Source organism: Idiomarina sp., assembly GCF_048265525.1.
In the GTDB taxonomy this organism is placed as follows: domain Bacteria; phylum Pseudomonadota; class Gammaproteobacteria; order Enterobacterales; family Alteromonadaceae; genus Idiomarina.
Genome location: NZ_JBLXBI010000002.1, coordinates 342,635 through 364,297, shown reverse-complemented (window position 1 = coordinate 364,297; position 21,663 = coordinate 342,635). Strand labels below are relative to the sequence as shown.

The following is a 21,663-nucleotide window of genomic DNA, read 5'->3' as shown; positions in this document are numbered from 1 at the left end:
CCATGCGACGATTGCTCAGCAGCCGCGACTCAGACTGGATGCACAAGCTGTATCAGTATTTACGTCAGCAAGGCATGCCAGTCAGCGTTACCGAACGCGGTGAGCAATTGGAATTGTGGTTACATCAGAGCAGCTATGAAGCCGCTGCTAAGACATTAATTCAACAGTTTAAAGATAACCCCGAGCTAGCCGCTGAGCCGATAAAGGAACAGCAAACTTCAGAACGAGGTTCATCATCACTGTCTTTTAGTTTGCTACAGCAAAGCGGTTGGCTGACTCGAATTGTCGCAGTTATGGCATTGCTGGTGTTTGGGATGGTGCAAATTTATCCCGAAGCCATGCTGGAAACACTGAGGATCAGCCAATATTTTTCGGCGCTTCCCTACGATCAGCCCTGGCGCTTTATTACTCCGGTACTAATGCACTTTACCCTGCTTCACCTGGTATTTAATATTTTCTGGTGGTGGTATCTGGGCGGCCGTATTGAACGTTCGCTAGGGATATCCTGGTTACTGGCTCTGTTGTTATTTTGTGGTATTACTGCAAACGTTATTCAGTACCTGTTCAATGGCCCTAACTTTGGTGGCCTGTCCGGTGTGGTCTATGGCCTGCTTGGTTTCTGCTGGATATACAGCTTCAATCGTCCCACGCCGCTGTATCTGCCACCGGGGCTCATTATCTTTATGCTGCTGTGGTTAGTAATTGGCTACACCGACATGCTGTGGGTTAATGTTGCTAACGAAGCCCATCTGGCCGGGCTGCTTTCCGGCTGCTTCGCAGGCTTTGTGGTACGTTGGTTAAACCCTAAAGTGCGGCAGCTTCACTGATAAATATACTTAGTAAACAGAACATCGCGGATAACCGGGTTACCGGTTTCCTGCTGCATCAGTTCCTTTGCCCTTTCTATACATTTTAAGCGAAGTTGATCGCGACCCGTCATGGTGCGCACCTGGCGTTCCGTCGCAGTACTTAAAATTGACACAAAGGCATTACGCAATAAAGGCGCATGGTGTTCTACCACACTAACGTAACTGGGGTCCGGCACCATCACTTCAATAGCAACCCGAATAAAGCCCAACCGGTAATCGTTGCCTTCTTTCAGGTAATTGGTGGTGATATCAGGCTCAAAGCCGTAGTACGAAACGTCGTCTGCCGACGCCACCGTTACACTGCTGAACCAAAGAAAAATACTGGCGAATACTGTTATCAGAAGTTTCATAGCCCTACCCGGCCCGATTGCTGTTCAATTAAGTTCTCTCTGCTATCATAGCGACAGAGCTTAATAACGCCAACACAAATGACAACAGAGTTTTATGCTACCCCGGCTTTTCCAGTTAGCAAAGCGCTGCAATGGACACCGCCTGAACAACTTGAATTAACCTCAACACAAGCCGACTGGCTGCTTTACGAAGGTTCGCTTACAGAACGTCTGAAGCAGATAAGTCAGCACTTTTCTGTTAAATTACTAGGCCAGCAGTTGCTTTCCCCTAACACGGAAGAAAAACAAAGGTTAAAGGGTAAAGACCAAGTCGTTATCCGTGAAGTTCTACTATACTGTAATGAAAAGCCTTGGGTTTTTGCGCGCAGTCTATTTTCACCCAGCGCCGAAAACGCCGATACACTTAATTTGCAACAGCTGGGGAATCAGTCATTGGGTGAGTCTCTATTTGCTCGTAACGACTTACACTGCGGGCAAATAGAAGTAGCAGAAGTTGCGTTGGCGCACCCGATTGCACTGCTTAATCAGCAGTGGTTTGGGCAAAACCATAGGCTGCTGGGCAGACGCAGAATGTTTTCAACGGGTGGTGAGCAATTGCTAGTCAGTGAAGTTTTTCTGCAGCCGTCGCCACTTTACTCTTCGCCGAATAACAGGAGTTAGTATGCAAAAGTTAGTTGCTTTTTGGCAGTTAATGCGTGCGGACAGACCCATTGGTACCTATCTACTTGCCTGGCCAACTATCTGGGCACTCATGATAGCCGGAGCCGGCGAGCCGCCCCTGCGTATAGTTGTCATATTTTTGCTCGGTACTTTTGTCATGCGCTCTGCCGGTTGTGTTATTAACGACTTTGCCGACCGCAATTATGACGGTCACGTACGCCGCACCCGCCAGCGTCCTATTCCGGCGGGAAAAATATCGGCAACTGAAGCAATGATAGGTTTCATCGCTCTGTTAGCCATTGCCTTCGGGTTGGTTATGCAGCTGAACACTGAAACAGTCATGCTCAGCTTTTTCGCGGCTGGCGTAGCTGCGCTTTACCCGTTTTGCAAACGCTGGACGCATTTGCCACAAATTGTACTGGGCATCGCCTTTAGTTTCGGCATTCTCATGGCCTTTACCGCACTAGAATCTGACCAATGGTTTATTGCTGGCTTACTATTTCTTGCCAATATTCTCTGGACGGTCGCCTACGATACCGAATACGCCATGGCGGACCGCGAAGACGATTTAAAAATAGGCCTGCAGAGCACGGCAATTTTGTTTGGCCGCTTCGACCGTCTGGCTATTGGCTTGATGCAACTCGTTACTCTGGCCTTATTGGGCTGGGTATTGCACTTAATTACAGTTGAACTTTGGGTGTGGCTGGCATTAGCGGCTATTTTTCTGTTGTTTGCTTACCAGCACTGGTTAATACGGTACAGAGAGCCCGGAAAGTGCTTCCAGGCTTTTCTGCATAACCATTATATTGGCATGGTATTCGCTATTGGCTTAGCCGTGCATTACTGGTTCTGATCACTCTCAGTCGGTTTTTGCTCTTCTTTTAGTGCTTCTTTTTGTTCATGTTCTGCCTGCTCTTTTAGCTGCTGAACGAACTGCTCAACCGACTGACGAATGGTTTGTAGCACAGGGCCGTCAATGAGCTCATCGACTTGATCGCTGAGCTCGCCAACTGGCTCGGCAGCAATTTGCTGGCCGTCGTCATTAATTTCTACCAGACCTTGCTGTTTTAAACTGGCAATCAGCGTCGACATGACTTTCTTATCGTAAAATTCCGGGGCATCAATGCCGTGAATGGAACTTAAGCGTTCGGCCAGGGTAATAGACTGCTTTTCAAGATCCGCGCGCATGATAGGCTGCGCCTGTTGCAGCAACTCAAGTACAATGCAATAACGCTGCAAAGTTTCACTGGCACTGTTGGCCAATAGCCGCAGCCTATACCACTGCGCACTTTCCCTTTGCGCAATTGTGCAAACACCGTCTTCCAGAGTAATTAACTGTTGTCGCGCCAACTCTTCGGCTAAAGCTTCCGTCCAGAGCGGCAAGTCTTCAACATTATGACTCAAATAGAGCTCTGCTTTTAATGACGGATAAATTGCCTGTGTCCGCGCCGCAATTTCGGCCACGCTGATTTTTTTCCTGGCCATGATAATTGATGCAACAATACCGGGAACCACCATCATGTGAAGAATATTATTCCGATAGTATGTCATTGCTATGGCTGTCATGCGCTCGAGCGACACGACTTCACCCATGGTGTCGCTATCAACTGTAAATTTGTCAGTACGCAGTGCCTGCTGCCAAAGTTCTTCCGGTGTCTCGTCCGGCACGCTCATCATATTGCTGTAAGGCACTTCGCGCAGAACGCCCAGATAAACCTCCAGCTGAGCCAACAGTTCTTCTTTCATCAGCGCGTGGTGCTCTGAACTCAGTAACGCCAATGCAGTAAGGTTAACGCTGTTAGCCGCCGCTGAATCGTTAATGCCCTGCATAACTTGTTCGGCTAAACCACCTACCACAGGGTTCAACCAGCCTGGACGTTCCGGTTCCTGTGCACCACGTGTGACCGACTCATGCCAGTTAGGCGCCACTTTGTCCAAATGGTGTTTTAAATTAATCGGCTGACCGAAAGTGACGAAACCCTGGCCAAAGTTACGCAGCTTGGCAACGGTTTTCAGAATTTGAAAAACCGACTCTTTTTCTTTGTCCTTACCTTTAAGCTCTTTCAGGTAAGTCGACACTTCCATAATATGCTCGTAACCAAGGTAAACCGGTACCAGCGACACCGGACGCTGCTGGTCGCGCAACATACCCTGCACGGTCATTGCCAGCATACCGGTTTTAGGCGGTAATAAGCGGCCAGTTCTGGAGCGACCGCCTTCACTGAAGTATTCCACCGGGTAACCTTTTTGGAACAACCAGCACAAATATTCACGAAAAACCGCTGAATACAGTTTGTTACCCCGGAAACTGCGGCGAATAAAGAACGCGCCACCACGCCGGAAAATACCGCCGACCGGGAAAAAGTTAAGGTTAACGCCAGCGGCTATATGCGGCGGCACAAGGCCTTCTTTATAAATAACATAGCTGAGCAACAGATAATCCATGTGGCTGCGGTGACAAGGCACATAGATAACTTCATGTCCTTGTTGCGCCAGTCGTCGAATCGTATCCCCGCCTTTTACATGAATACCGTTGTAAATCCGGTTCCACATCCAGGTCATAAAACGATCTAATACCCGGATAAGTGTTGAATTATAATTGGCGGCTATTTCATCGATATAAGATAAAGCGCGCTTGCGGGCGGCTTCTTCACTGATTTTTTTGCCTCGGGCTTCATCCGATACCGCCTTTTTTAAGGCCGGGGTGTTAATTAATGCAGACATCAGCTCTTTGCGCTGACTCAGTTTAGGGCCGGCAACCGCATGGCGCATACGGACGAAGTGAACCCGCGCTACCCGCGCCAATTTGTGCGCGATACGCATATCTGTGCCGTGGTCCCGCGCCATAGTGCCCAGGCTCACCGAACGTGAGAAGCGCAGTAACACTTGTCGACCAGAAAAAATTACCAGCCAGAATTTACGCCAATGGCCCGGGTTATCTAAGTCACCGGTCATGGTGTTACCGGCATGCGCCTCTTCTCCGGCCTGGCGGCCCCAGAATACGCCCGCAGGTATCAGTTGCACATCAAGCTCCGGCTGGTCTTTATGCAGGGTTAATAGCTGGTGAAATTCGGATACCGTTTGATCCGATACATCATTCGCCAGTTCCTCCAGGTACATGATTCGGTTATAGGTTTTACCGTTAACCACAAGAGGGTCGACAGGGTCTGGCAAACCGCGCTTCTGCGCCGCCCGCTGCAAAATGGATAGATCCGCTTTAGAGGTTGAACGCATTACATAGACAATTGGCTTGCCAACAGTCGCTGAATGCTCTTCTTCAGTGCCATCCCAAATTTCCTGAAAGCGCGTTAACCAGCGTAACGGGTATTTAAAAATTGGGAAAAAGCGGCTTATTCCTTTCATATAGAGACCTCTGTTTTAAACAGAAATACAGGATACCAACTTCGTGTAAAAATGTCGTTCAAGAAATTACTTGCGAAATCAATTTACCTGTATATACTCACAGTATCACTGTACAAATAAACAGGTACATTATGCGCCCGTTAACACCAAGACAATCTGAAATTCTTGAGCTTATTAAGGATAATCTGCACGCAACCGGTATGCCACCGACCCGTGCCGAAATTGCCCATAAGCTGGGTTTTCGCTCTGCCAACTCTGCAGAGGAGCATCTGAAAGCGCTGGCCCGTAAAGGCGTTATTGAAATACTACCCGGTATGTCGCGCGGTATTCGCCTTGTCGGCGATGACTACGATATCGCCGATGGCCTGCCGTTAATAGGACAGGTTGCAGCAGGCGAACCTTTATTGGCTGAACAACATGTTGAAGGCCATTACAAAATTGACGAATCACTGTTTCATCCAGCCGCCAGTTTCTTACTTAAAGTAAACGGTATGAGCATGAGAGACATCGGAATTTTAGACGGTGACTTACTGGCTGTACATAAAACCGAACAAGCACGTAACGGACAAATAGTCGTTGCGCGAGTTGAAGACGAAGTCACTGTAAAGCGTTTTGAACAGCGCGGAAAAACTATTTTGCTTCATCCTGAAAATGAAGATTTCTCTACCATTACTGTCAACCTTGCCGAGCAAGTTTTTGCCATTGAAGGGCTTGCGGTGGGTGTGATCAGAAACGGAGCGACCTTATGAAAACTCAATATCAGCAAAAATTACATCACCCAGGTCTGTGGACTGCCGAAACTGCGGTGTCGCCCTTTCCTATGGATGCGAAAAGCAGTCAGGATTCATTTGACGTCGATAGCCTCTCTCCAGTTGTACAGCGGGCTTTGCAACAAAAACCCAGCCAGTGGATAACCGTTATTGGTGGCGATAAAAACGTCATTCAGCAACTTATTGCCTGCGGCGTAGCTGAATCTCAAATCCGCTGGTTACGCAGCCACTCCGCCGAACGCTGTGAATGGGCGCTGGAACAGGCTTTGCTGGCAGGTACCAGTAGTATGGTTATTGGTTATCTAGACTCTGTTTCCAGTCGTACCTGGCAGCGTGCACGAATGGCCAGTAAATTGAGCGAGACACAATATTTTCTGTTTGATAAAAACACACTGACATCCCACCTGCACTAACCCCACCTTTGTTAGTGTGTTTTCTTCCCCAAGGCTGCTTTTGCAGCCTTTTTTTAACAGATTCGCTTATTTTTTGTTCGTTCGTGTGATTTGATCTGGATCTTTCGTTGTAAATTCGTTAATAAATGCAGTACCCGAATATAAAAATAATATAATAACGATAACTACAACAAAGAGTCAGTAGAGAAAGCGATTTCTGGGGAGAAGCTGTACCTTTTTCTGCTTACCTCTTTGTTCTTCTAATTCAGGCTAGCAAAACTTGCTTTGCTGTCTCATTGAAGAATAAGAGGAGAAGCCACGTGAAAATGAAGCCTTTGTGGGCACTATTGGCGCTAACGAGTCTACCGGCCACCGCTAAGTCGCAACTCAATATGACCCAAGGTGTCACTGAAGTTAGTAACCAGGTTTACGATCTCCACATGACGATTTTCTATATCTGTTGCGTCATTGGCGTAATTGTATTTGGTCTCATGTTTATTTCGATAATCCGCCACAGGAAGTCGAAAAACCCAACCCCTTCCAATTTCCATGAAAACGTAAAAGTCGAGATTGCCTGGACTATAGTTCCGCTGCTGATTCTTGCAGGTATGGCAGTGCCTGCGACAACGACACTAATTGCCATGGAAGACACGTCAGATGCAGATGTAACGGTGCAAGTCACCGGGTCGCAATGGAAGTGGCATTACAAATACTTTGAAAACGAAGTTGAATATTTCAGTCGTTTAGCCACTCAGCAAGAGCAAATTAACAATCAGTTTGAGAAAGGTGAAAACTATTTATTAGAGGTAGATCGCCCGTTGGTTATCCCAACCAATAAAAAAGTTCGCTTCCTGGTCACTTCAGACGACGTTATTCACAGCTGGTGGGTTCCTGACTTCTCCATTAAAAAAGATGCGAATCCGGGCTTTATTAATGAAACCTGGACCAAAGTAGACGAACCCGGTATTTACCGTGGCCAGTGTGCTGAGTTATGTGGCAAAGACCATGGCTTCATGCCTATCGTTGTTATAGCCAAAGAGCCTGCTGAATACGAAAAATGGATTACCGAGAAAGAAGAAGAGCAACGCAAAGCGCGCGAGCGTGAACAGGAATTGCTCGCTATGGAAATGTCAGAAGACGAACTCATGGATCTTGGTGAGAAAGTATACAACAGTACTTGTGCAGCTTGTCACCAGGCTAACGGTCAAGGCGTAAACGGCGTGTTCCCGGCGCTTGCTGGTTCTGGCGTTGCGGTAGACCCTGAAGCCAAAAGCAAACACATAGACATTGTCGTTAACGGCGTTACCGGCACGGCTATGCAAGCGTTCGGAAGTCAGCTTTCAATGCGCGAGTTAGCCGCAGTTATCACCTACGAGCGTAATGCCTGGGGTAACGATACCGGAGACCTGATTCAGGCCGCCGATATTAACGAAGTCATGAATCAATAAGGAGACGGTGATGAGCACTGCAGTGGAAGAGACACATCACGACACACACCACGATCATAAGCCGTCTGGTATTGGTCGTTGGCTATTTACTACCAACCATAAAGATATTGGGTCGATGTACTTACTGTTCAGCCTGGCCATGTTCTTTGTGGGCGGCGCCATGGCAATGGTAATTCGGGCCGAATTATTTCAACCGGGTCTGCAATTAGTTGATCCACATTTCTTTAATCAAATGACCACAGTACATGGTCTGGTTATGATTTTCGGCGCAGTTATGCCTGCTTTTACCGGGCTTGCTAACTGGATGATACCCATGATGATTGGGGCCCCGGATATGGCTCTGCCCCGGATGAATAACTGGAGTTTCTGGATACTACCCTTTGCTTTCATTATTTTGTTGGGCTCTTTGTTTATGGAAGGTGGCGGCCCGGCATTTGGCTGGACTGCTTACGCACCGCTCTCCACAACTTACAGCTCCGATTCAACTGCATTGTTCGTGTTCTCAGTACACATTATGGGTATTTCATCCATAATGGGCGCTATTAACGTCATTGTGACCATTATGAACATGCGCGCTCCTGGCATGAACTATATGAAAATGCCACTGTTCGCATGGACATGGTTCATTACAGCTTTTCTGCTTATCGCGGTAATGCCAGTTCTGGCCGGTGCTGTCACCATGTTGTTGACGGACAAATATTTCGGTACTAGCTTCTTTGATGCTGCCGGCGGTGGCGACCCCGTTATGTACCAACATATATTTTGGTTCTTCGGTCATCCAGAAGTTTACATCATGATTTTGCCATCCTTCGGCATCATTTCGGCAATTATCCCGGCCTTTGCCCGAAAGCGATTGTTCGGCTACTCCTCCATGGTATATGCCACGGCCGCGATAGCATTGTTGTCATTCCTGGTGTGGGCTCACCACATGTTCACCACCGGTATGCCGGTATTTGCTGAGCTGTTCTTTATGTACTGCACCATGCTCATTGCCGTTCCCACCGGGGTTAAAATCTTTAACTGGGTAGCTACTATGTGGCGCGGTTCCATGACGTTTGAAACCCCCATGTTGTTTGCGCTCGCATTTGTGATTCTGTTTACCATCGGCGGCTTCTCCGGTTTAATGCTGGCTATAATTCCAGCCGACTTTCAGTATCACGATACCTACTTTGTGGTTGCTCACTTCCACTATGTTCTGGTAACAGGTGCTATCTTCTCGATCATGGCAGCGGCTTATTACTGGCTACCTAAGTGGACGGGGCATATGTACGACAGTACTCTGGCTAAAACCCATTTCTGGACATCACTTATTTCCGTGAATGTACTGTTCTTTCCTATGCATTTTGCAGGTTTGGCCGGCATGCCGCGGCGTATTCCTGATTATGCGACCCAATTTGCGGACGTAAACCAAATAACCAGTATTGGTGGTTTTGCCTTCGGCTTGTCGCAGCTGCTTTTCCTTTGGGTTGTTATCAAATGTATAAGAGGTGGTGAGAAAGCTGAAGCTAAACCATGGGAGGGTGCAGAAGGACTGGAATGGACAGTTCCATCCCCAGCGCCTTATCACACCTTTGAAAAACCACCTAAAGTGGAGTGATAAACCATGTCTGAACAGCGTCCGGACAACAGCATTCTGGTCAAGCGACTGTTACTGACAGTCGCCGGGATGTTTGCATTCGGCTTTGCACTGGTACCACTTTATGATGTTTTTTGTGAAGTGACCGGCTTTAACGGCCGTACCAGTAACGAAGCGGCGGTTTATCAACAGGTTGAAGTGGATGAGTCACGAACGGTTAATGTTCAATTTATTACACGGAATGCTAAAGGTATTCCGTGGAAGTTTGAACCTTCGATCAAACAGATCAAGATTCATCCTGGTGAAGTTAAAGTGGTCAATTTCTTAGCAGAAAACCCGACTTCATCAAACATGGTCGCTCAGGCTATTCCATCTGTTGCGCCAGCTGAAGCCTCTCTTTACCTGAATAAAGTGGAGTGTTTTTGCTTCAACCAGCAACCGCTGGCCGCCGGCGCTGAAACAGAAATGCCAATGCAATTTTATCTGGATCCGGACATTCCCGATCACATTACGACATTTACCCTGTCATACACGCTGTACGATATGACAGCCAATACGTCGGCTGAGCAAATGGTTCAGCTGTTAAAAACAGAATAAGGAAACGACGTTATGGCAGAACAACAAAGTTACTATGTTCCTGCTTCCAGTCCCTGGCCTATTGTTGGAGCAATTGGCTTAGGTTTAATAGCCTGGGGCGCAGGGCACACCGTTATCGACATGAGTAAAGAGCAAGACGGTCATGGCAGTACTGTATTGATCCTTGGCTTAATCGTTATAGCCATCATGCTTTTCGGCTGGTTCCGCGACCAGATTAACGAGTCCATGAGCGGTAAATACAGTAGCCAACTCGGCGACTCCTACAAACAAGGCATGAGCTGGTTTATTTTTTCCGAGGTCATGTTCTTCGCCGCTTTTTTCGGCGCCCTTTTCTATGCTCGCGTTATTGCTGTGCAATGGTTAGGGGGAGACAGTAACAATGCTATGACCAATGAGGTTCTGTGGCCGGAGTTCGTTGCCCAATGGCCGCTGGTGAAAACGCCAGGCGGTACTGAAACTCAGGCTATGGGGTGGTATGGTCTGCCAGCTATCAACACGCTCATCTTGTTAGTCAGTTCAGTCACCTGCCACTTTGCCCACACGGGTCTGGAACAAAATAAACGTAAGCAGCTGACCGCAATGCTCGGCATTACGATTATTCTGGGTTGTATTTTCCTCTACCTGCAAGGTGCCGAGTATGTGCATGCCTATCAGGATTTAAACTTGACGCTGGATTCTGGCATTTACGGTAATACATTTTATATGCTCACCGGGTTCCACGGTATGCACGTAACCTTAGGAACCGTCATGCTTATCATCATGTTCCTGCGGGTTTTAAAAGGGCATTTTACGCCAGATAACCACTTTGCTTTTCAGGCGACAAGTTGGTACTGGCACTTTGTTGATGTCGTTTGGTTGTGCCTGTTCGTCGTGGTTTACATACTTTAAGAAGAAACGCCCCGTCTAATAGGGGCGTGGGTTTAAAGGTAAAAAGCCACTAGCCGTCGCCGCTATCAGTATCACAAGGATAACGGCGGCCACTCCCACCCGTTTCCCCAAGTAATGGGACATGGGTGGTTTATTCGGATCGTTACGCAGCATGCTGAATAATGCGCGGAAAAGATTCACCACCATATAACCAAGCAGCAGTACAATAATGATTTTAAAAAAGACCAACATACGTTTTCCTCTTATCGCTACTTTAGTTACTCTGCTGGCAATTGCGGTGTTGGTCAAGCTGGGTTTTTGGCAACTAGAGCGCGCAGAAGAAAAACGTAAGCTATTTTCCGATTACGAACAGCAACAATCGAAAGGGGATGCAACGGCACTGTCTCAGTTAGGAACCATATCTTCCGAGTCTGACCGATTTCTTTTCGTTAAAATGAGAGGCGAATTTGTTAAACAACCGGTCTTTTTTCTCGATAATAAAATGACCGACGGCATTGTCGGTTATCAGGTTATTGCCTTGTTCCGCTCTGACGCCAAACCCGATAATTATATTCCTGTTAATATGGGCTGGTTACCGGCTCCAGCATCCAGACAAGAACTACCCAAAATAGATATTTCCGAGGGTAGACAGAATCTTACCGGTTACCTGTATTTCCCTTCAAACAACAAATTTGTCAGTAATACTTATGAAACCGAGTTAGCTGATGACCGAATACGAGTACAAGAATTTCAGCCTAATGCCATTAGTCAAAAACTCGATATTCCGTTAACTGACTACACCTTTTTATTGAAGTCACCAGAAACCATAGGTTGGCAACGTAACTGGCAGCCTCAGGTAATGCCGCCGGAAAAACACCAGGGTTACGCGGTTCAATGGTTCTCGCTGGCCATTGCATGCTTGGTGATTTTTGTATTTGCTGTTATAAAACTGAATAAACAACCAAAAAAAGAGGAGACCCGATGAGCTCCCCCAATCGCTCTCGACGCGCCATTATTATTGTTTTCGTTGCCTTTATTGTCCCTTTATTAGCGGCTTGGCTAATTTTGTCACAGAACTGGTATGAGGCAGGCACCAATAAAGGTACCCTGCTGCAGCCGCCTATTACCCTGGAACAACAGGCCGAAACACTACCCGAAGGCTGGCAACTGGGTTATATCGCCCCGGAGAACTGTGAAGCCACCTGTGAGAATACCTTGTACGTTATGAATCAAGTGGATGTCGCTATTGGTAAGGATACTGACCGCCTCACACCTGTGGTCCTGCATCAAAGTGAAAGCCTGCAGGCTAACTTTAATCATAGCGCTCCGCATATTACGCAACTGGTGACACCAGAATTAATTTCGCAACTCTCCGAACTGCCCGAAAATACCGTATTTATTATCGACCCGATGCACAACGTTATGCTGTATTATCCGACTCATGAAGACAAAGAGCAAATGATTGCTGAAGGTAAAAATGTGTTGGCGGATCTTCGTAAACTGCTTAAATTGTCCAGAATTGGGTAGGGAAATGACATGCGTTTACTGGTAAAAATTAGTGTCTTTTTTGCTTTTATCGTTATTGTTCTTGGCGCCTTTACCCGGCTAACTGAAGCAGGTTTGGGTTGTCCGGACTGGCCCGGCTGCTATGGTTTCATGAAGGTACCATCGCAGGAAGAGCACATTCAGCAAGCGGAACTCAGGTTCCCGGATGCGCCTGTGGAACACGCCAAAGCTTGGAACGAAATGGTGCACCGCTACTTTGCTGGCACTCTGGGGTTATTAATACTGGCCATTGCCATTATTGCCTGGGTTAAAAGCCGTCGTTACAGTCATTACCCTACTCCGGTTAAGTTGCCAACTTTGCTTCTGGGGTTAGTGATATTTCAGGCCGCTCTGGGTATGTGGACAGTCACCATGAACCTGCAACCGCTCATAGTTATGGGGCATTTGCTGGGCGGCTTTTCGGTCATATCGCTGCTTTACCTGCTATCGCTGCGACTGTCGTCATTTCGGCTGGCCGGTGGCGACCCGGAATTAAGGCGCTATCGGGGACTGGCATTTTTTACGCTACTGGTGGTTATTGGTCAAATAGCCTTAGGTGGCTGGGTTGCTGCAAACTATGCCGCAGTAGCCTGCACGGAACTCCCTTTCTGCGAAGGTAATTGGACGGCGCAGCTGGACTTTGCCGGAGCCTTCAGCATACCCGAGGCCGACACCTATCAATACGGTGCCCATGACTATAACGACCGCATGACCATGCACGTAATGCACAGAGTGGGCGCTATTATTACTTTTTTAGTGATTTGTGCTCTACTCTTTAAATGCTGGCGAAAAGCGAAGTCGCATTTCTTCCGGCGCTCATTAATTGTTATCGGCTTGTTATTATCTTTGCAAATTCTGCTGGGTATTAGTAACGTAGTCTTTCAATTACCGCTTTGGAATGCAGTAGCACATAATGCCGTAGGTGCTTTGTTGTTACTGTCGCTGGTCGCGTTGAATTACAACCTGTCCAGAAAAGCGTAGAGGAGTTGAAACTATGCAATCCGTTGCCACAAATAATATAACAAAAACGCGCAACGCTCATTGGCGGGACTACCTTGAACTGACCAAGCCCCGCGTCGTCGCTTTGCTGTTACTCACCGCAGTGGTTGGCATGTGTCTGGCCACTGAAGAACTGGTGTCGCTGAATGTACTGGTGCCGGCGCTGACCGGTATTGGACTCATGTCTGCCGCAGCAGCAGCCATTAACCACCTAGTTGACCGCCATATTGACGCGAAAATGGCGCGTACGCTTCGCCGCCCGCTACCTCAGGGGAATTTGTCACCGACAAAAGTAACCGTTTTTGCCGCATCCATTGGTGCTATTGGTTTCGTCACCCTGTATGCCTGGGTTAATCCATTAACTGCCTGGTTAACCTTTGCCAGTATGGTGGGTTACGCCGTGGTTTATACCATGTTCTTAAAACGCGCTACGCCGCAGAACATTGTTATTGGTGGTTTAGCCGGTGCTGCACCGCCGTTACTGGGCTGGACCTCGGTGACCAACGAAATTAACGCGCCAGCGGTACTGTTGGTGATGATCATATTCACCTGGACTCCGCCCCACTTCTGGGCACTTGCGGTGCACCGCGCCAAAGATTATGCCCGTGCCAAGGTGCCAATGCTACCGGTAACCCACGGTATTGAATTCACCAAAACCTGTATTTTCCTGTATACCGTTTTGCTGATCGTGGTTTGCCTTATGCCGTTTTTAATTGGCATGACAGGCATGATTTATCTGGTGGGCGTCAGTGTACTTAACGCCATTTTTCTGGCTTATGCCTGGAAGTTGAAATACGCGCCCAGCAAAAAAACAGCCTTTAACATGTTTGCCTTCTCTATCTGGCACCTCATGCTGCTGTTTGTGATTTTACTGGTCGATCACTACGTATAACTGGAGTAAGAAATGAGTCGTATCGTTACGCTGCTGGCTGCCTTTATCGCCCTTGCAGCCGGGTTCGCGGTTTACAATTTTTGGCCGGAAGAGAAGCCGGAAGCTTTAATTTACGAGCCCCCTCGTGCTTTAAAATCGTTTAAGTTAAACAGCACAGCCGACGGCGCTATTGAAAACGATGCACTGAAAGGCCAGTGGACCTTGCTCTTTACAGGTTATACCTTCTGTCCTGATATCTGTCCAACCACCATGTCAGACTTAAAAGGTGTGCTTCCGGCTTTACAGGAAGAAACCTCCGATCCGGTTAAAGTATGGATGATTTCAGTTGACCCGCAACGCGATGACATTAAACGTTTAACTCAATACGTTAACTATTTTGGTGACGACTTTGTTGGTGTGCGAGCCGAGCACAAAGAGCTGTTCCCTTTCGTACGTGATTTAGGTTTAATGTATTCCATTCCCGATGAAGGCGAGGAAAATTACTTGGTTAACCACAGCGCCGCTATTATTCTGGTTAACCCGAACGGGCACCGTAAAGCGATATTTAATGCCGACCACCAACGTGGGGAAATACCGGTAGTCGACATGGAACAACTGGCAAAAGATTTTGCCATTATCGCCAATTAGTCAGGCCAACTGCCTGACTCGTTCGGACGGATAAGTGCTACGGAATACCAATAGTAACGAGACTCCGATGCGCTGGGTGCTGTGCAATTGACGCGTGAGCGCCCAATGTTAATGTCCTTTTCAAGCGTCACACTAAACTGAGTATCGCTTTCCCATTCAGGTTTTAAGACTGAACCTCCGGCAAAGCATTGCAGCGCATCGGTACGCATATCGTCTAATGTTTCGCCTGCTTCCAGTGTCACACTAATCGTCGGTCGTGCATTTTCATGCGTGACTAAAGGTTCTTCCGGTTGGTAAACACTTACCGGCATGGCTTTCGAATTCAACTTGGCTTTCAGCGTATTTAAGTTCGCGTAGATACCAGACGCAGGAAAACGCGTAATAACAGTATCCTCACTCCACTTAGACCATGGGCCTGAATGCTGAGCAAAGGCCAGAAAACCCCATTCATCCAGTAACGCCCGCAACTCGTTGTTGTACTCACCGTAAGGATAGGCAAAATACTTCTGCTGTTCGCCTAAGTTTTCATCAATGGCTTCTTGTGCGGTAATAACATCGTAATGCATACGTTCGCGCCATTCTTCACCACTCTCACCTTCTTGCTTGCGAATAAGGTGTCCGTGAGTCTGCCCGTGGTTAGCAATAGTAGCGCCGTTCTGCTGAATTTCTTTAAGCTCTTCCCAGCCCATGTAATGGCCGCTGTGCTTACGCATAAGTTCAGGGTTAACGAACACCGTATAAGGCATTTTAAACTCTTCCAGAACCTCTACAGCGTTCTCATAAACGTTTTGGTAGCCATCGTCGAAGGTTATAACAACGGCTTTTTCGGGAAGCTCTTCCCCTTTTTCAATGGCATCACGAGCGTCAGTAATATCAATAACGTTAAAGTTGTTATCCTGCAGATATTGCAGATGTTCGCGAAACGTCTCCGGGTCAATTGACGTTACCGCCGGAGTTGAGTCACTGACATGGTGATACTGCAATACCACCACACTATCGGCGCTGCCTGCCTGGGCTAATGGTGAGCAGCCCAGCAATAAGGCCGATGCGGCACTCAACGTCATTTTGTTCAACATCTTCATACTGACTCCTGATAAAATATAAAAGCCGTTATTAACCGAGTTTACTTAAGGATAGTTATGCACAAGCTGTTTGGATTTTCGCTGTCAGATCACAGCCGCGTTTTTGCGATTGCCCTGCCAATGATCATTTCCAATATTGCTGCGCCCCTTCTCGGTCTGGTCGATACTGCCATCATAGGTCATTTGCCGAACGCTATCTACTTGTCGGCTGTTGCCATTGGCGCCATGGTGGTCAGTTTTATTTATCTGCTGGCGGTGTTTCTGCGCATGGCCACAACCGGTTACATAGCTCAGTCATACGGTGCCGATGACATACATGCTCAGCGCCAGCACTTCAATAACGGCATTATTATTGCGCTGGTTTTAGGTGTTTTAATAGCGGTTGCCAGCCCTTTAATTAATGACTTAGCCATGTGGGTTATCGCCCCTTCTGCCGAGCTCGAAGGCTACGCCCGCGATTATATCGAAATTCGCTTATGGTCGGCACCGGCTTCGCTGATAACGCTGGTCGCTCTGGGGGTATTATTAGGCCGACAAAACAGCCGCAAAGCCATGCTTCTGGTGATAATTACCAACGCCGTGAATGTGGTTATGGATGTGATACTCATTCTCGGCTTTGGACTGAATGTAAAAGGTGCCGCCTGGGCTTCGCTTAGTGCTGAGTGGGTAACCGCTATTGTCGGCTTCTACTGGACTGCCCGCGCGCTGGGCTGGCACTTACGCCTCTGGCAGCTCAAGTTTCAGCAGCTGCGTCAGTTTTTAGGCGTTAACGGTAATATTTTTATACGCAGCCTGATACTGCAACTGTGCATGGCAACCATGACCGGCTACGCGACTCGCTACGGCAGCACTATGGTGGCGGTTAACGCCGTGTTAATGCAGTTTCTGATGCTGATATCGCTGGGGCTGGACGGCATTGCTTATTCTGTGGAAGCTTTAGCTGGCGAAGCTAAAGGTCAGAAGCGTTACGATAAAATCCGTTATTGGTGCAAAATTACCTTGCTCTGGTCGTCACTCTTTGCTGTGGTTTATGCGTTGGTTTTCGCCCTGGCCGGCAGTGCAATTATTCGTCTCATTACCGATATTCCCGACATTATCCGGGTTGCCGAAAACTATCTGCCATGGATAGTGGTATTGCCACTTATCGCGCACTGGAGCTATTGGTTTGACGGTGTTTTCATTGGTTTATCGTTCAGCCGAGGTATGCGTAATACGATGATATTAAGCGCTTTAATTGGCTTTCTGCCTTTATGGTGGGCGGGATTGCCGCTGGAGAACCACGGTCTGTGGTTAGCTCTCAGCGGCTTTTTATTCATGCGTGGTATTACCCAGGCAATTTGGCTTAAATACTTTTCCGGAACTTATTAACTGAAAGCTACGATTAGTAGTAGGAGTGTTCTCCGGGCTCATGATCAGTTATATCACGCACGCCTTTCACTTCTTCCGGGAAGCGCTCAAGCAACTCTTTTTCAATGCCGTTTTTCAGGGTTACGTCAATCATACTGCAACCATTACAGCCACCGCCGAATTGCAGAATAGCAACGCCGTCATCAGTAATTTCTGACACCATCACCTGACCACCGTGGCTGGCCAACTGAGGATTAATTTCTGCCTGAATCACGTATTCCACCCGCTCAATTAGCGGTGCGTCGTCGTCCACTTTACGCGCTTTGGCGTTCGGGGCTTTCAGAGTTAACTGAGACCCCATTTCCTGCTCTTCAAAATCAATAGCGGCGTCTTCTAAAAAAGGCGCACTGCCTGAATCCACTACGGCATCAAACCCATTAAACGGCAGACGCTCGTCGTCCGGTTCGACCGAATCTGGCGGGCAATAAGAAACACCACACTCTGCATTCGCCATACCCGGGTTCACCACAAACACACGAATACACGTGCCATCGGGCTGATCGGCTAATAGTTTCTGAAAGTGGGACTGCGCTGCTTCTGAAATACGAATCATAAATACTGACCTCACGGCTTATACCTGAGTAAATTACTAGGGTATAGTGTAACCGAAACGCCCTGCAGTTTCTAGTCGTGCTGGTTATAGACAACGGCCCAGGCATCGACGGTTTTAGCCCCTTTTTTGTAGAGCGCATCAGCCGCCGCCATCATAGTGGCGCCGGTACTCAGTACGTCGTCCACAACCGCTACCGTACAGCCACTAAAATCCTGTAAAGCGAGTTGGCTGCCCCGACTGTTCTCCCAGCGTAATGCCTTCGATGCCATGTGCTGCATGGGCACCGCTCGTATTTTACGTAATCCGCCCGCAATGTAAGGTAACTCAAGCGCCACTGACACATGCCGCGCCAGTAATGCAGTCTGGTGAAAACCTCTTTTACGCCAGGCTTGTTGCGTCATAGGCACCGCAACAACGCAGTCCGGCAGTGCCTGTTCGCGGTAACAAAGGCGTAAATGAGCCGCTAACTGGTTTGCCAGTAAAGGGGCCAGCTCGGCTTTATGGCGAAATTTAAACTGAGTAATAAGCTGCTGTACCTGCGGCTCCCAGCGTAATGCACCGTACCAGTAGCGGCACTGCTTCTGCTCCGCCACTAAATGCTGTTCAATATCGGACAAATGCTGACAGCAACGCGGATACCAACGCGGCAGTGCTTCTTCGCAATAAGGGCAAAGGCTTGCAGCGGCCACCTTAGAATAACCGCAACTCCAGCATGTGCCCAACTCAAAAGCATTGGCGAAACGCTGTAAAAACGCTAGCATACCACCCCTTAATTAATAACTCGGACAGGTAGTATAGTGAGCCTTTCGGTAACGTGCTGTGGTACAGGAACCCCTATTGTTGTACTCCATGGCTGGGGAATGAATTCGAACATCTGGCAACCCGTGGTACCGGCATTAAGCGAGCACTTTCAGTTGTACTGCATCGACCTGCCCGGCTTTGGCGACTCTGTCTGGTCATCAGAGAATGAGGTGTCGCTGGAGAGTTTTATTGAACAAATAATGCCAGCCCTGCCGCCACGCTTTCATTTAATGGGATGGTCTTTAGGCGGGTTAATTGCGACACAAATTGCACTGACGCATTCTGACCGGGTTATGTCTTTAACCACCGTTGCATCGTCACCTCACTTTGTGGAAAAAAGCGACTGGGCGGGTATTAAGCCAACTATTCTGGAGCAGTTTCAACAGCAACTGGACAGCGACTTTAAAAAGACCATTGAACGTTTTTTAGCGATTCAGGCCATGGGCAGCGAGGACGCACGCGAACAGGTTAAGCAGGTAAAGCAGCTGATATTTACCAAGCCAATGCCAGACCAGGGTGTGCTGAAACAGTCCCTAGGTATATTACAAACCGCAGATTTACGTCAGCAATTACCCGGCATTGAAGTGCCCTTCAACCGTTTTTACGGACGCCTGGACAGCCTGGTTCCGGAGCGCGCTATCAACGATATTTCCGCACTGGCGCCCGAGTCAAAAGCTGTGGTATTCACCAAAAGCGCACACGCCCCGTTTATTTCGGAACCGGAGCGCTTTGTCAGTGAATTGCTTAAGGTTGTTGTTAAGAACTAAGAGTTAAAAGCCAAACTAGCGCTGGCACTGGGTGCAGTACACGGTGCTGCGCTGACCCAGACGAATTTCTTTCAACCGGTTACTGCACACCATGCAAAGCTTACCGCCACGCCCGTAAACCTGAAGTTTCTGAGCGAAATAGCCCGGGTTACCGTCCACCTGAGTAAAATCTTTTAAGGTAGTACCACCCAGTTCAATAGCACTTGCCAGAGTTTCTTTTATTATCGGCACCAGTTTCTGGTAGCGCGCTTTACTGATTTTCCCGGCGGCCCGTTTCGGGTTTATACCCGCCTTAAACAAAGCTTCGTTCGCGTAAATATTGCCAACACCCACGACCACTTTATTATCCATAAGAAAGGTTTTCACCGACTGCGAACGCCCGCGTGAGCGTTCAAATAAATAGTCGATATTAAACGCGTCGGTTAACGGTTCCGGGCCAAGTTGGCTTAGCAGTTCATGCCCGCTCACATCACTTTCACTGTAGAGCAAAGCACCAAAACGCCGCGGATCGTTCAAACGCAGGGTTTGGCCGTTATCGAACTCAATATCAATATGGTCATGTTTGTAGTGAGTTGTTTCGACTGGAACCACGCGCAGCTTACCCGACATACCCAAATGCAATATCAGACAGCCATTATCTGTCTGTAACAACAAATATTTTGAACGGCGGCTAACCGAACGCAGCACGTGTCCTTCGACCTGATGCACAGTTTCAGGGACCGGCCAGCGCAGGCGCTTATCGTGAACCTTAACCGACTTAATTGTGCGGCCTTCAATGTGTGGAGAAATGCCTAAACGGCTGACTTCGACTTCGGGTAACTCTGGCATAAACTTAAAATGTCCTTAATGGCCCAATAACTGACTGGCAGTAAATTCTATAACACGATAATTCTGTTGTTGATTTGGCAAACGGATCATCAACTCGGGGTCTGCGTATAACTCAACACGTGCTTCTTCGCCCCCGACAAAACCAAAATAAATTTCCGTTATCAAATTTTCAGCTGACTGTTCGGTTGGCGTCATGGTTAATGCCAACCAATTTTCAGCGACGCTGGCGGACGCTTTTTCCGATAAACGACATGGAGACTGACATTGCCATTGCCCGTCATTTAGCGCTAACTTCAGTTGGTCAATTTGTATTGCTCTCAAGTTTCCATCATTCGGTATTAAGCCAATGACTTCGCCCGATTCAGCCTCTTTCGCGATGCTGTCAGCCGCCTCTTCTTTAACCGGCGGAGCGACATACCAGAACACCACCATGATAATTAATATCACGTATACCAGAACGTTATTCCACGCCCTTCGGGTCATAGTCAGTCCAAATATTTTTCGCTTCTCATTCACTTTCATCGGCTTGGGCTCTTTGTGCTAACGTGTCGAATAATCTTCTTGTTGCCGTATTCCTTGTTACTGGAGACAGAATACCCTATATTCTCGCGCGACAACAAAGTACGGAGCTTTATTGCATTATGGTGCTATCTGATATTATCGACAAAGTTGCCGACCACGGCTACTGCATTATCGATGATTTTCTGCAGCCGCAGCGTTCGCAGGCTCTGTATCAATATGCTCTGCAATTACCCGCGCAATACTGGAACCTGGCAGGTATAGGCCGCCAGCAAAACCAGACCATTAATACCATGGTTCGTAACGACCGCATTTACTGGCTAACGTCCGAAGAGCCACGTCATAAAGACTACCTCGGCATTATGGACGAGTTACGCCACGAATTTAACCGCGAACTTTTTCTTGGCTTGTTTGACTATGAGTGCCACTTAGCGCATTACCCTAAAGGGGCGTTTTATAAAAAACATCTGGATGCGTTTAAAGGCAGAAGCAACCGAGTGCTCACAACCGTGTTTTATCTGAACCCGGAATGGCAGGAAACCGACGGCGGGCAATTGGTTATTTATGGCGACAAAGGACAGGTGCTGGAAACCGTGCTGCCTAAACAAGGGCGTTTAGTGGTATTTTTAAGCGACCGCTTTGTGCATGAAGTACAACGCTCGGAACGTGACCGCTTCAGCATTACCGGCTGGTTCCGTATTAATGCCAGCATCTCGGGCATTATTGACCCACCACGATAAACTCAAACACC

The 21,663-nt window shown here is 47.9% G+C and carries 25 protein-coding genes; 17 read left to right on the top strand and 8 right to left on the bottom strand.

Translation table 11 applies throughout. The annotated features are described in order from the left end of the window. Positions 1–2: 2 nt before the first annotated feature. A complete protein-coding gene (locus tag ACN0TF_RS07185; protein WP_417441352.1) occupies positions 3–827 on the top strand; it encodes a rhomboid family intramembrane serine protease in 825 nt (274 codons plus the stop codon). On the opposite strand, the gene ACN0TF_RS07180 is transcribed toward ACN0TF_RS07185, so the two are convergent. Beyond that, positions 821–1,219: a flagellar basal body-associated protein FliL gene (locus tag ACN0TF_RS07180; protein ID WP_110013046.1), complete on the bottom strand. Its 399-nt coding sequence runs from the start codon at positions 1,217–1,219 to the stop codon at positions 821–823. The two genes, ACN0TF_RS07185 and ACN0TF_RS07180, sit on opposite strands and share 7 nt — an antisense overlap. Positions 1,220–1,297: 78 nt before the next feature. Between ACN0TF_RS07180 and ACN0TF_RS07175 the strand changes: the two genes are divergently transcribed. Continuing rightward, the gene (locus ACN0TF_RS07175; protein WP_417441351.1) at positions 1,298–1,879 is read left to right on the top strand and encodes a chorismate--pyruvate lyase family protein; all 582 of its coding nucleotides are present in this window, start codon (positions 1,298–1,300) and stop codon (positions 1,877–1,879) included. A 1-nt stretch (position 1,880) separates the two neighbouring features. Continuing rightward, positions 1,881–2,732, top strand: a complete 852-nt coding sequence (gene ubiA, locus ACN0TF_RS07170; protein WP_417441350.1) for a 4-hydroxybenzoate octaprenyltransferase — start codon at positions 1,881–1,883, stop codon at positions 2,730–2,732. Here ubiA and plsB read toward each other — a convergent pair. Continuing rightward, positions 2,720–5,242, bottom strand: a complete 2,523-nt coding sequence (plsB, locus tag ACN0TF_RS07165) for a glycerol-3-phosphate 1-O-acyltransferase PlsB (protein WP_417441349.1) — start codon at positions 5,240–5,242, stop codon at positions 2,720–2,722. The two genes, ubiA and plsB, sit on opposite strands and share 13 nt — an antisense overlap. A 131-nt stretch (positions 5,243–5,373) precedes the next feature. On the opposite strand from plsB, the gene lexA reads away from it, so the two are divergent. The 6 genes from lexA (at position 5,374) to ACN0TF_RS07135 (ending at position 10,913) form a co-directional block, all read left to right on the top strand. Further along, the gene (gene lexA / locus ACN0TF_RS07160; RefSeq protein ID WP_011233524.1) at positions 5,374–5,991 is read left to right on the top strand and encodes a transcriptional repressor LexA; all 618 of its coding nucleotides are present in this window, start codon (positions 5,374–5,376) and stop codon (positions 5,989–5,991) included. Next, complete coding sequence (locus ACN0TF_RS07155) at positions 5,988–6,425, top strand: SOS-response cell division inhibitor (RefSeq protein ID WP_417441348.1); 438 nt, start codon at positions 5,988–5,990, stop codon at positions 6,423–6,425. Before lexA ends, ACN0TF_RS07155 begins: the two co-directional genes overlap by 4 nt. 305 nt (positions 6,426–6,730) lie before the next feature. Continuing rightward, positions 6,731–7,852: a cytochrome c oxidase subunit II gene (coxB, locus tag ACN0TF_RS07150; RefSeq protein ID WP_417441432.1), complete on the top strand. Its 1,122-nt coding sequence runs from the start codon at positions 6,731–6,733 to the stop codon at positions 7,850–7,852. Between the two features lie 10 nt (positions 7,853–7,862). Then, positions 7,863–9,449, top strand: a complete 1,587-nt coding sequence (gene ctaD, locus ACN0TF_RS07145) for a cytochrome c oxidase subunit I (RefSeq protein WP_417441347.1) — start codon at positions 7,863–7,865, stop codon at positions 9,447–9,449. A 6-nt stretch (positions 9,450–9,455) separates the two neighbouring features. After that, entirely contained in the window at positions 9,456–10,025 is a 570-nt protein-coding gene (locus ACN0TF_RS07140) for a cytochrome c oxidase assembly protein (protein ID WP_417441346.1), read from the top strand. A 12-nt stretch (positions 10,026–10,037) separates the two neighbouring features. Next, on the top strand, positions 10,038–10,913 hold the full coding sequence (locus tag ACN0TF_RS07135; protein ID WP_417441345.1) for a cytochrome c oxidase subunit 3: 876 nt from the start codon (positions 10,038–10,040) through the stop codon (positions 10,911–10,913). A 15-nt stretch (positions 10,914–10,928) separates the two neighbouring features. Here the strand turns inward: ACN0TF_RS07135 and ACN0TF_RS07130 are convergent, their stop codons facing one another. Continuing rightward, positions 10,929–11,144, bottom strand: coding sequence for a DUF2909 domain-containing protein (locus tag ACN0TF_RS07130; RefSeq protein WP_253616902.1), 216 nt, complete (start codon positions 11,142–11,144; stop codon positions 10,929–10,931). On the opposite strand from ACN0TF_RS07130, the gene ACN0TF_RS07125 reads away from it, so the two are divergent. From ACN0TF_RS07125 to ACN0TF_RS07105, 5 genes are read left to right on the top strand one after another with little or no spacing between them, the layout of a single operon-like run. Further along, positions 11,122–11,877: an SURF1 family protein gene (locus ACN0TF_RS07125; RefSeq protein WP_417441344.1), complete on the top strand. Its 756-nt coding sequence runs from the start codon at positions 11,122–11,124 to the stop codon at positions 11,875–11,877. The genes ACN0TF_RS07130 and ACN0TF_RS07125 overlap by 23 nt on opposite strands. Then, positions 11,874–12,419 carry a hypothetical protein gene (locus tag ACN0TF_RS07120; RefSeq protein ID WP_417441343.1) on the top strand — a complete coding sequence of 182 codons (546 nt, stop codon included), beginning with the start codon at positions 11,874–11,876 and terminating at the stop codon, positions 12,417–12,419. The genes ACN0TF_RS07125 and ACN0TF_RS07120 overlap by 4 nt, the downstream gene beginning before the upstream one ends. A 9-nt stretch (positions 12,420–12,428) precedes the next feature. Then, positions 12,429–13,418: a COX15/CtaA family protein gene (locus ACN0TF_RS07115; RefSeq protein ID WP_417441342.1), complete on the top strand. Its 990-nt coding sequence runs from the start codon at positions 12,429–12,431 to the stop codon at positions 13,416–13,418. Between the two features lie 13 nt (positions 13,419–13,431). Continuing rightward, the gene (gene cyoE / locus ACN0TF_RS07110) at positions 13,432–14,328 is read left to right on the top strand and encodes a heme o synthase (RefSeq protein WP_417441341.1); all 897 of its coding nucleotides are present in this window, start codon (positions 13,432–13,434) and stop codon (positions 14,326–14,328) included. Positions 14,329–14,340: 12 nt separating this feature from the next. Then, a complete protein-coding gene (locus ACN0TF_RS07105; protein ID WP_417441340.1) occupies positions 14,341–14,955 on the top strand; it encodes an SCO family protein in 615 nt (204 codons plus the stop codon). On the opposite strand, the gene ACN0TF_RS07100 is transcribed toward ACN0TF_RS07105, so the two are convergent. Next, positions 14,952–16,037 (bottom strand): polysaccharide deacetylase family protein, encoded by a 1,086-nt coding sequence (locus tag ACN0TF_RS07100; protein WP_417441339.1) that lies wholly within the window; start codon positions 16,035–16,037, stop codon positions 14,952–14,954. The two genes, ACN0TF_RS07105 and ACN0TF_RS07100, sit on opposite strands and share 4 nt — an antisense overlap. 57 nt (positions 16,038–16,094) lie before the next feature. On the opposite strand from ACN0TF_RS07100, the gene ACN0TF_RS07095 reads away from it, so the two are divergent. Next, the gene (locus ACN0TF_RS07095; RefSeq protein ID WP_417441338.1) at positions 16,095–17,405 is read left to right on the top strand and encodes an MATE family efflux transporter; all 1,311 of its coding nucleotides are present in this window, start codon (positions 16,095–16,097) and stop codon (positions 17,403–17,405) included. A gap of 13 nt (positions 17,406–17,418) precedes the next feature. Here ACN0TF_RS07095 and nfuA read toward each other — a convergent pair whose 3' ends face one another. Beyond that, positions 17,419–17,997 (bottom strand): Fe-S biogenesis protein NfuA, encoded by a 579-nt coding sequence (gene nfuA / locus ACN0TF_RS07090; protein WP_114982115.1) that lies wholly within the window; start codon positions 17,995–17,997, stop codon positions 17,419–17,421. Positions 17,998–18,068: 71 nt separating this feature from the next. Then, positions 18,069–18,758: a ComF family protein gene (locus ACN0TF_RS07085; RefSeq protein ID WP_417441337.1), complete on the bottom strand. Its 690-nt coding sequence runs from the start codon at positions 18,756–18,758 to the stop codon at positions 18,069–18,071. Between the two features lie 36 nt (positions 18,759–18,794). On the opposite strand from ACN0TF_RS07085, the gene bioH reads away from it, so the two are divergent. Further along, a complete protein-coding gene (gene bioH, locus ACN0TF_RS07080; protein WP_417441336.1) occupies positions 18,795–19,565 on the top strand; it encodes a pimeloyl-ACP methyl ester esterase BioH in 771 nt (256 codons plus the stop codon). Positions 19,566–19,580: 15 nt separating this feature from the next. Here the strand turns inward: bioH and mutM are convergent, their stop codons facing one another. Both mutM and ACN0TF_RS07070 read right to left on the bottom strand, forming a co-directional pair. Further along, a complete protein-coding gene (mutM, locus tag ACN0TF_RS07075; RefSeq protein WP_417441335.1) occupies positions 19,581–20,393 on the bottom strand; it encodes a bifunctional DNA-formamidopyrimidine glycosylase/DNA-(apurinic or apyrimidinic site) lyase in 813 nt (270 codons plus the stop codon). Positions 20,394–20,408: 15 nt separating this feature from the next. Then, positions 20,409–20,876, bottom strand: a complete 468-nt coding sequence (locus tag ACN0TF_RS07070; protein ID WP_417441334.1) for a hypothetical protein — start codon at positions 20,874–20,876, stop codon at positions 20,409–20,411. Positions 20,877–21,034: 158 nt separating this feature from the next. On the opposite strand from ACN0TF_RS07070, the gene ACN0TF_RS07065 reads away from it, so the two are divergent. Continuing rightward, complete coding sequence (locus ACN0TF_RS07065) at positions 21,035–21,652, top strand: 2OG-Fe(II) oxygenase (RefSeq protein ID WP_417441333.1); 618 nt, start codon at positions 21,035–21,037, stop codon at positions 21,650–21,652. Positions 21,653–21,663 lie beyond the last annotated feature (11 nt).

Bases quoted from the DNA above. Each gene is read 5' to 3' on its own strand.
- ACN0TF_RS07130 (WP_253616902.1), bottom strand. From the start codon at position 11,144: ATGTTGGTCTTTTTTAAAATCATTATTGTACTGCTGCTTGGTTATATG.
- ACN0TF_RS07180 (WP_110013046.1), bottom strand. From the start codon at position 1,219: ATGAAACTTCTGATAACAGTATTCGCCAGTATTTTTCTTTGGTTCAGC.
- ACN0TF_RS07125 (WP_417441344.1), top strand. From the start codon at position 11,122: ATGATTTTAAAAAAGACCAACATACGTTTTCCTCTTATCGCTACTTTA.
- ACN0TF_RS07175 (WP_417441351.1), top strand. From the start codon at position 1,298: ATGACAACAGAGTTTTATGCTACCCCGGCTTTTCCAGTTAGCAAAGCG.
- mutM (WP_417441335.1), bottom strand. From the start codon at position 20,393: ATGCCAGAGTTACCCGAAGTCGAAGTCAGCCGTTTAGGCATTTCTCCA.
- ACN0TF_RS07135 (WP_417441345.1), top strand. From the start codon at position 10,038: ATGGCAGAACAACAAAGTTACTATGTTCCTGCTTCCAGTCCCTGGCCT.
- ACN0TF_RS07095 (WP_417441338.1), top strand. From the start codon at position 16,095: ATGCACAAGCTGTTTGGATTTTCGCTGTCAGATCACAGCCGCGTTTTT.
- ACN0TF_RS07115 (WP_417441342.1), top strand. From the start codon at position 12,429: ATGCGTTTACTGGTAAAAATTAGTGTCTTTTTTGCTTTTATCGTTATT.
- lexA (WP_011233524.1), top strand. From the start codon at position 5,374: ATGCGCCCGTTAACACCAAGACAATCTGAAATTCTTGAGCTTATTAAG.
- coxB (WP_417441432.1), top strand. From the start codon at position 6,731: ATGAAGCCTTTGTGGGCACTATTGGCGCTAACGAGTCTACCGGCCACC.
- ACN0TF_RS07105 (WP_417441340.1), top strand. From the start codon at position 14,341: ATGAGTCGTATCGTTACGCTGCTGGCTGCCTTTATCGCCCTTGCAGCC.
- nfuA (WP_114982115.1), bottom strand. From the start codon at position 17,997: ATGATTCGTATTTCAGAAGCAGCGCAGTCCCACTTTCAGAAACTATTA.
- ACN0TF_RS07185 (WP_417441352.1), top strand. From the start codon at position 3: ATGCGACGATTGCTCAGCAGCCGCGACTCAGACTGGATGCACAAGCTG.
- cyoE (WP_417441341.1), top strand. From the start codon at position 13,432: ATGCAATCCGTTGCCACAAATAATATAACAAAAACGCGCAACGCTCAT.
- ubiA (WP_417441350.1), top strand. From the start codon at position 1,881: ATGCAAAAGTTAGTTGCTTTTTGGCAGTTAATGCGTGCGGACAGACCC.
- ACN0TF_RS07155 (WP_417441348.1), top strand. From the start codon at position 5,988: ATGAAAACTCAATATCAGCAAAAATTACATCACCCAGGTCTGTGGACT.
- ACN0TF_RS07085 (WP_417441337.1), bottom strand. From the start codon at position 18,758: ATGCTAGCGTTTTTACAGCGTTTCGCCAATGCTTTTGAGTTGGGCACA.
- ACN0TF_RS07100 (WP_417441339.1), bottom strand. From the start codon at position 16,037: ATGAAGATGTTGAACAAAATGACGTTGAGTGCCGCATCGGCCTTATTG.
- ACN0TF_RS07065 (WP_417441333.1), top strand. From the start codon at position 21,035: ATGGTGCTATCTGATATTATCGACAAAGTTGCCGACCACGGCTACTGC.
- plsB (WP_417441349.1), bottom strand. From the start codon at position 5,242: ATGAAAGGAATAAGCCGCTTTTTCCCAATTTTTAAATACCCGTTACGC.
- ctaD (WP_417441347.1), top strand. From the start codon at position 7,863: ATGAGCACTGCAGTGGAAGAGACACATCACGACACACACCACGATCAT.
- ACN0TF_RS07070 (WP_417441334.1), bottom strand. From the start codon at position 20,876: ATGACCCGAAGGGCGTGGAATAACGTTCTGGTATACGTGATATTAATT.
- ACN0TF_RS07140 (WP_417441346.1), top strand. From the start codon at position 9,456: ATGTCTGAACAGCGTCCGGACAACAGCATTCTGGTCAAGCGACTGTTA.
- ACN0TF_RS07120 (WP_417441343.1), top strand. From the start codon at position 11,874: ATGAGCTCCCCCAATCGCTCTCGACGCGCCATTATTATTGTTTTCGTT.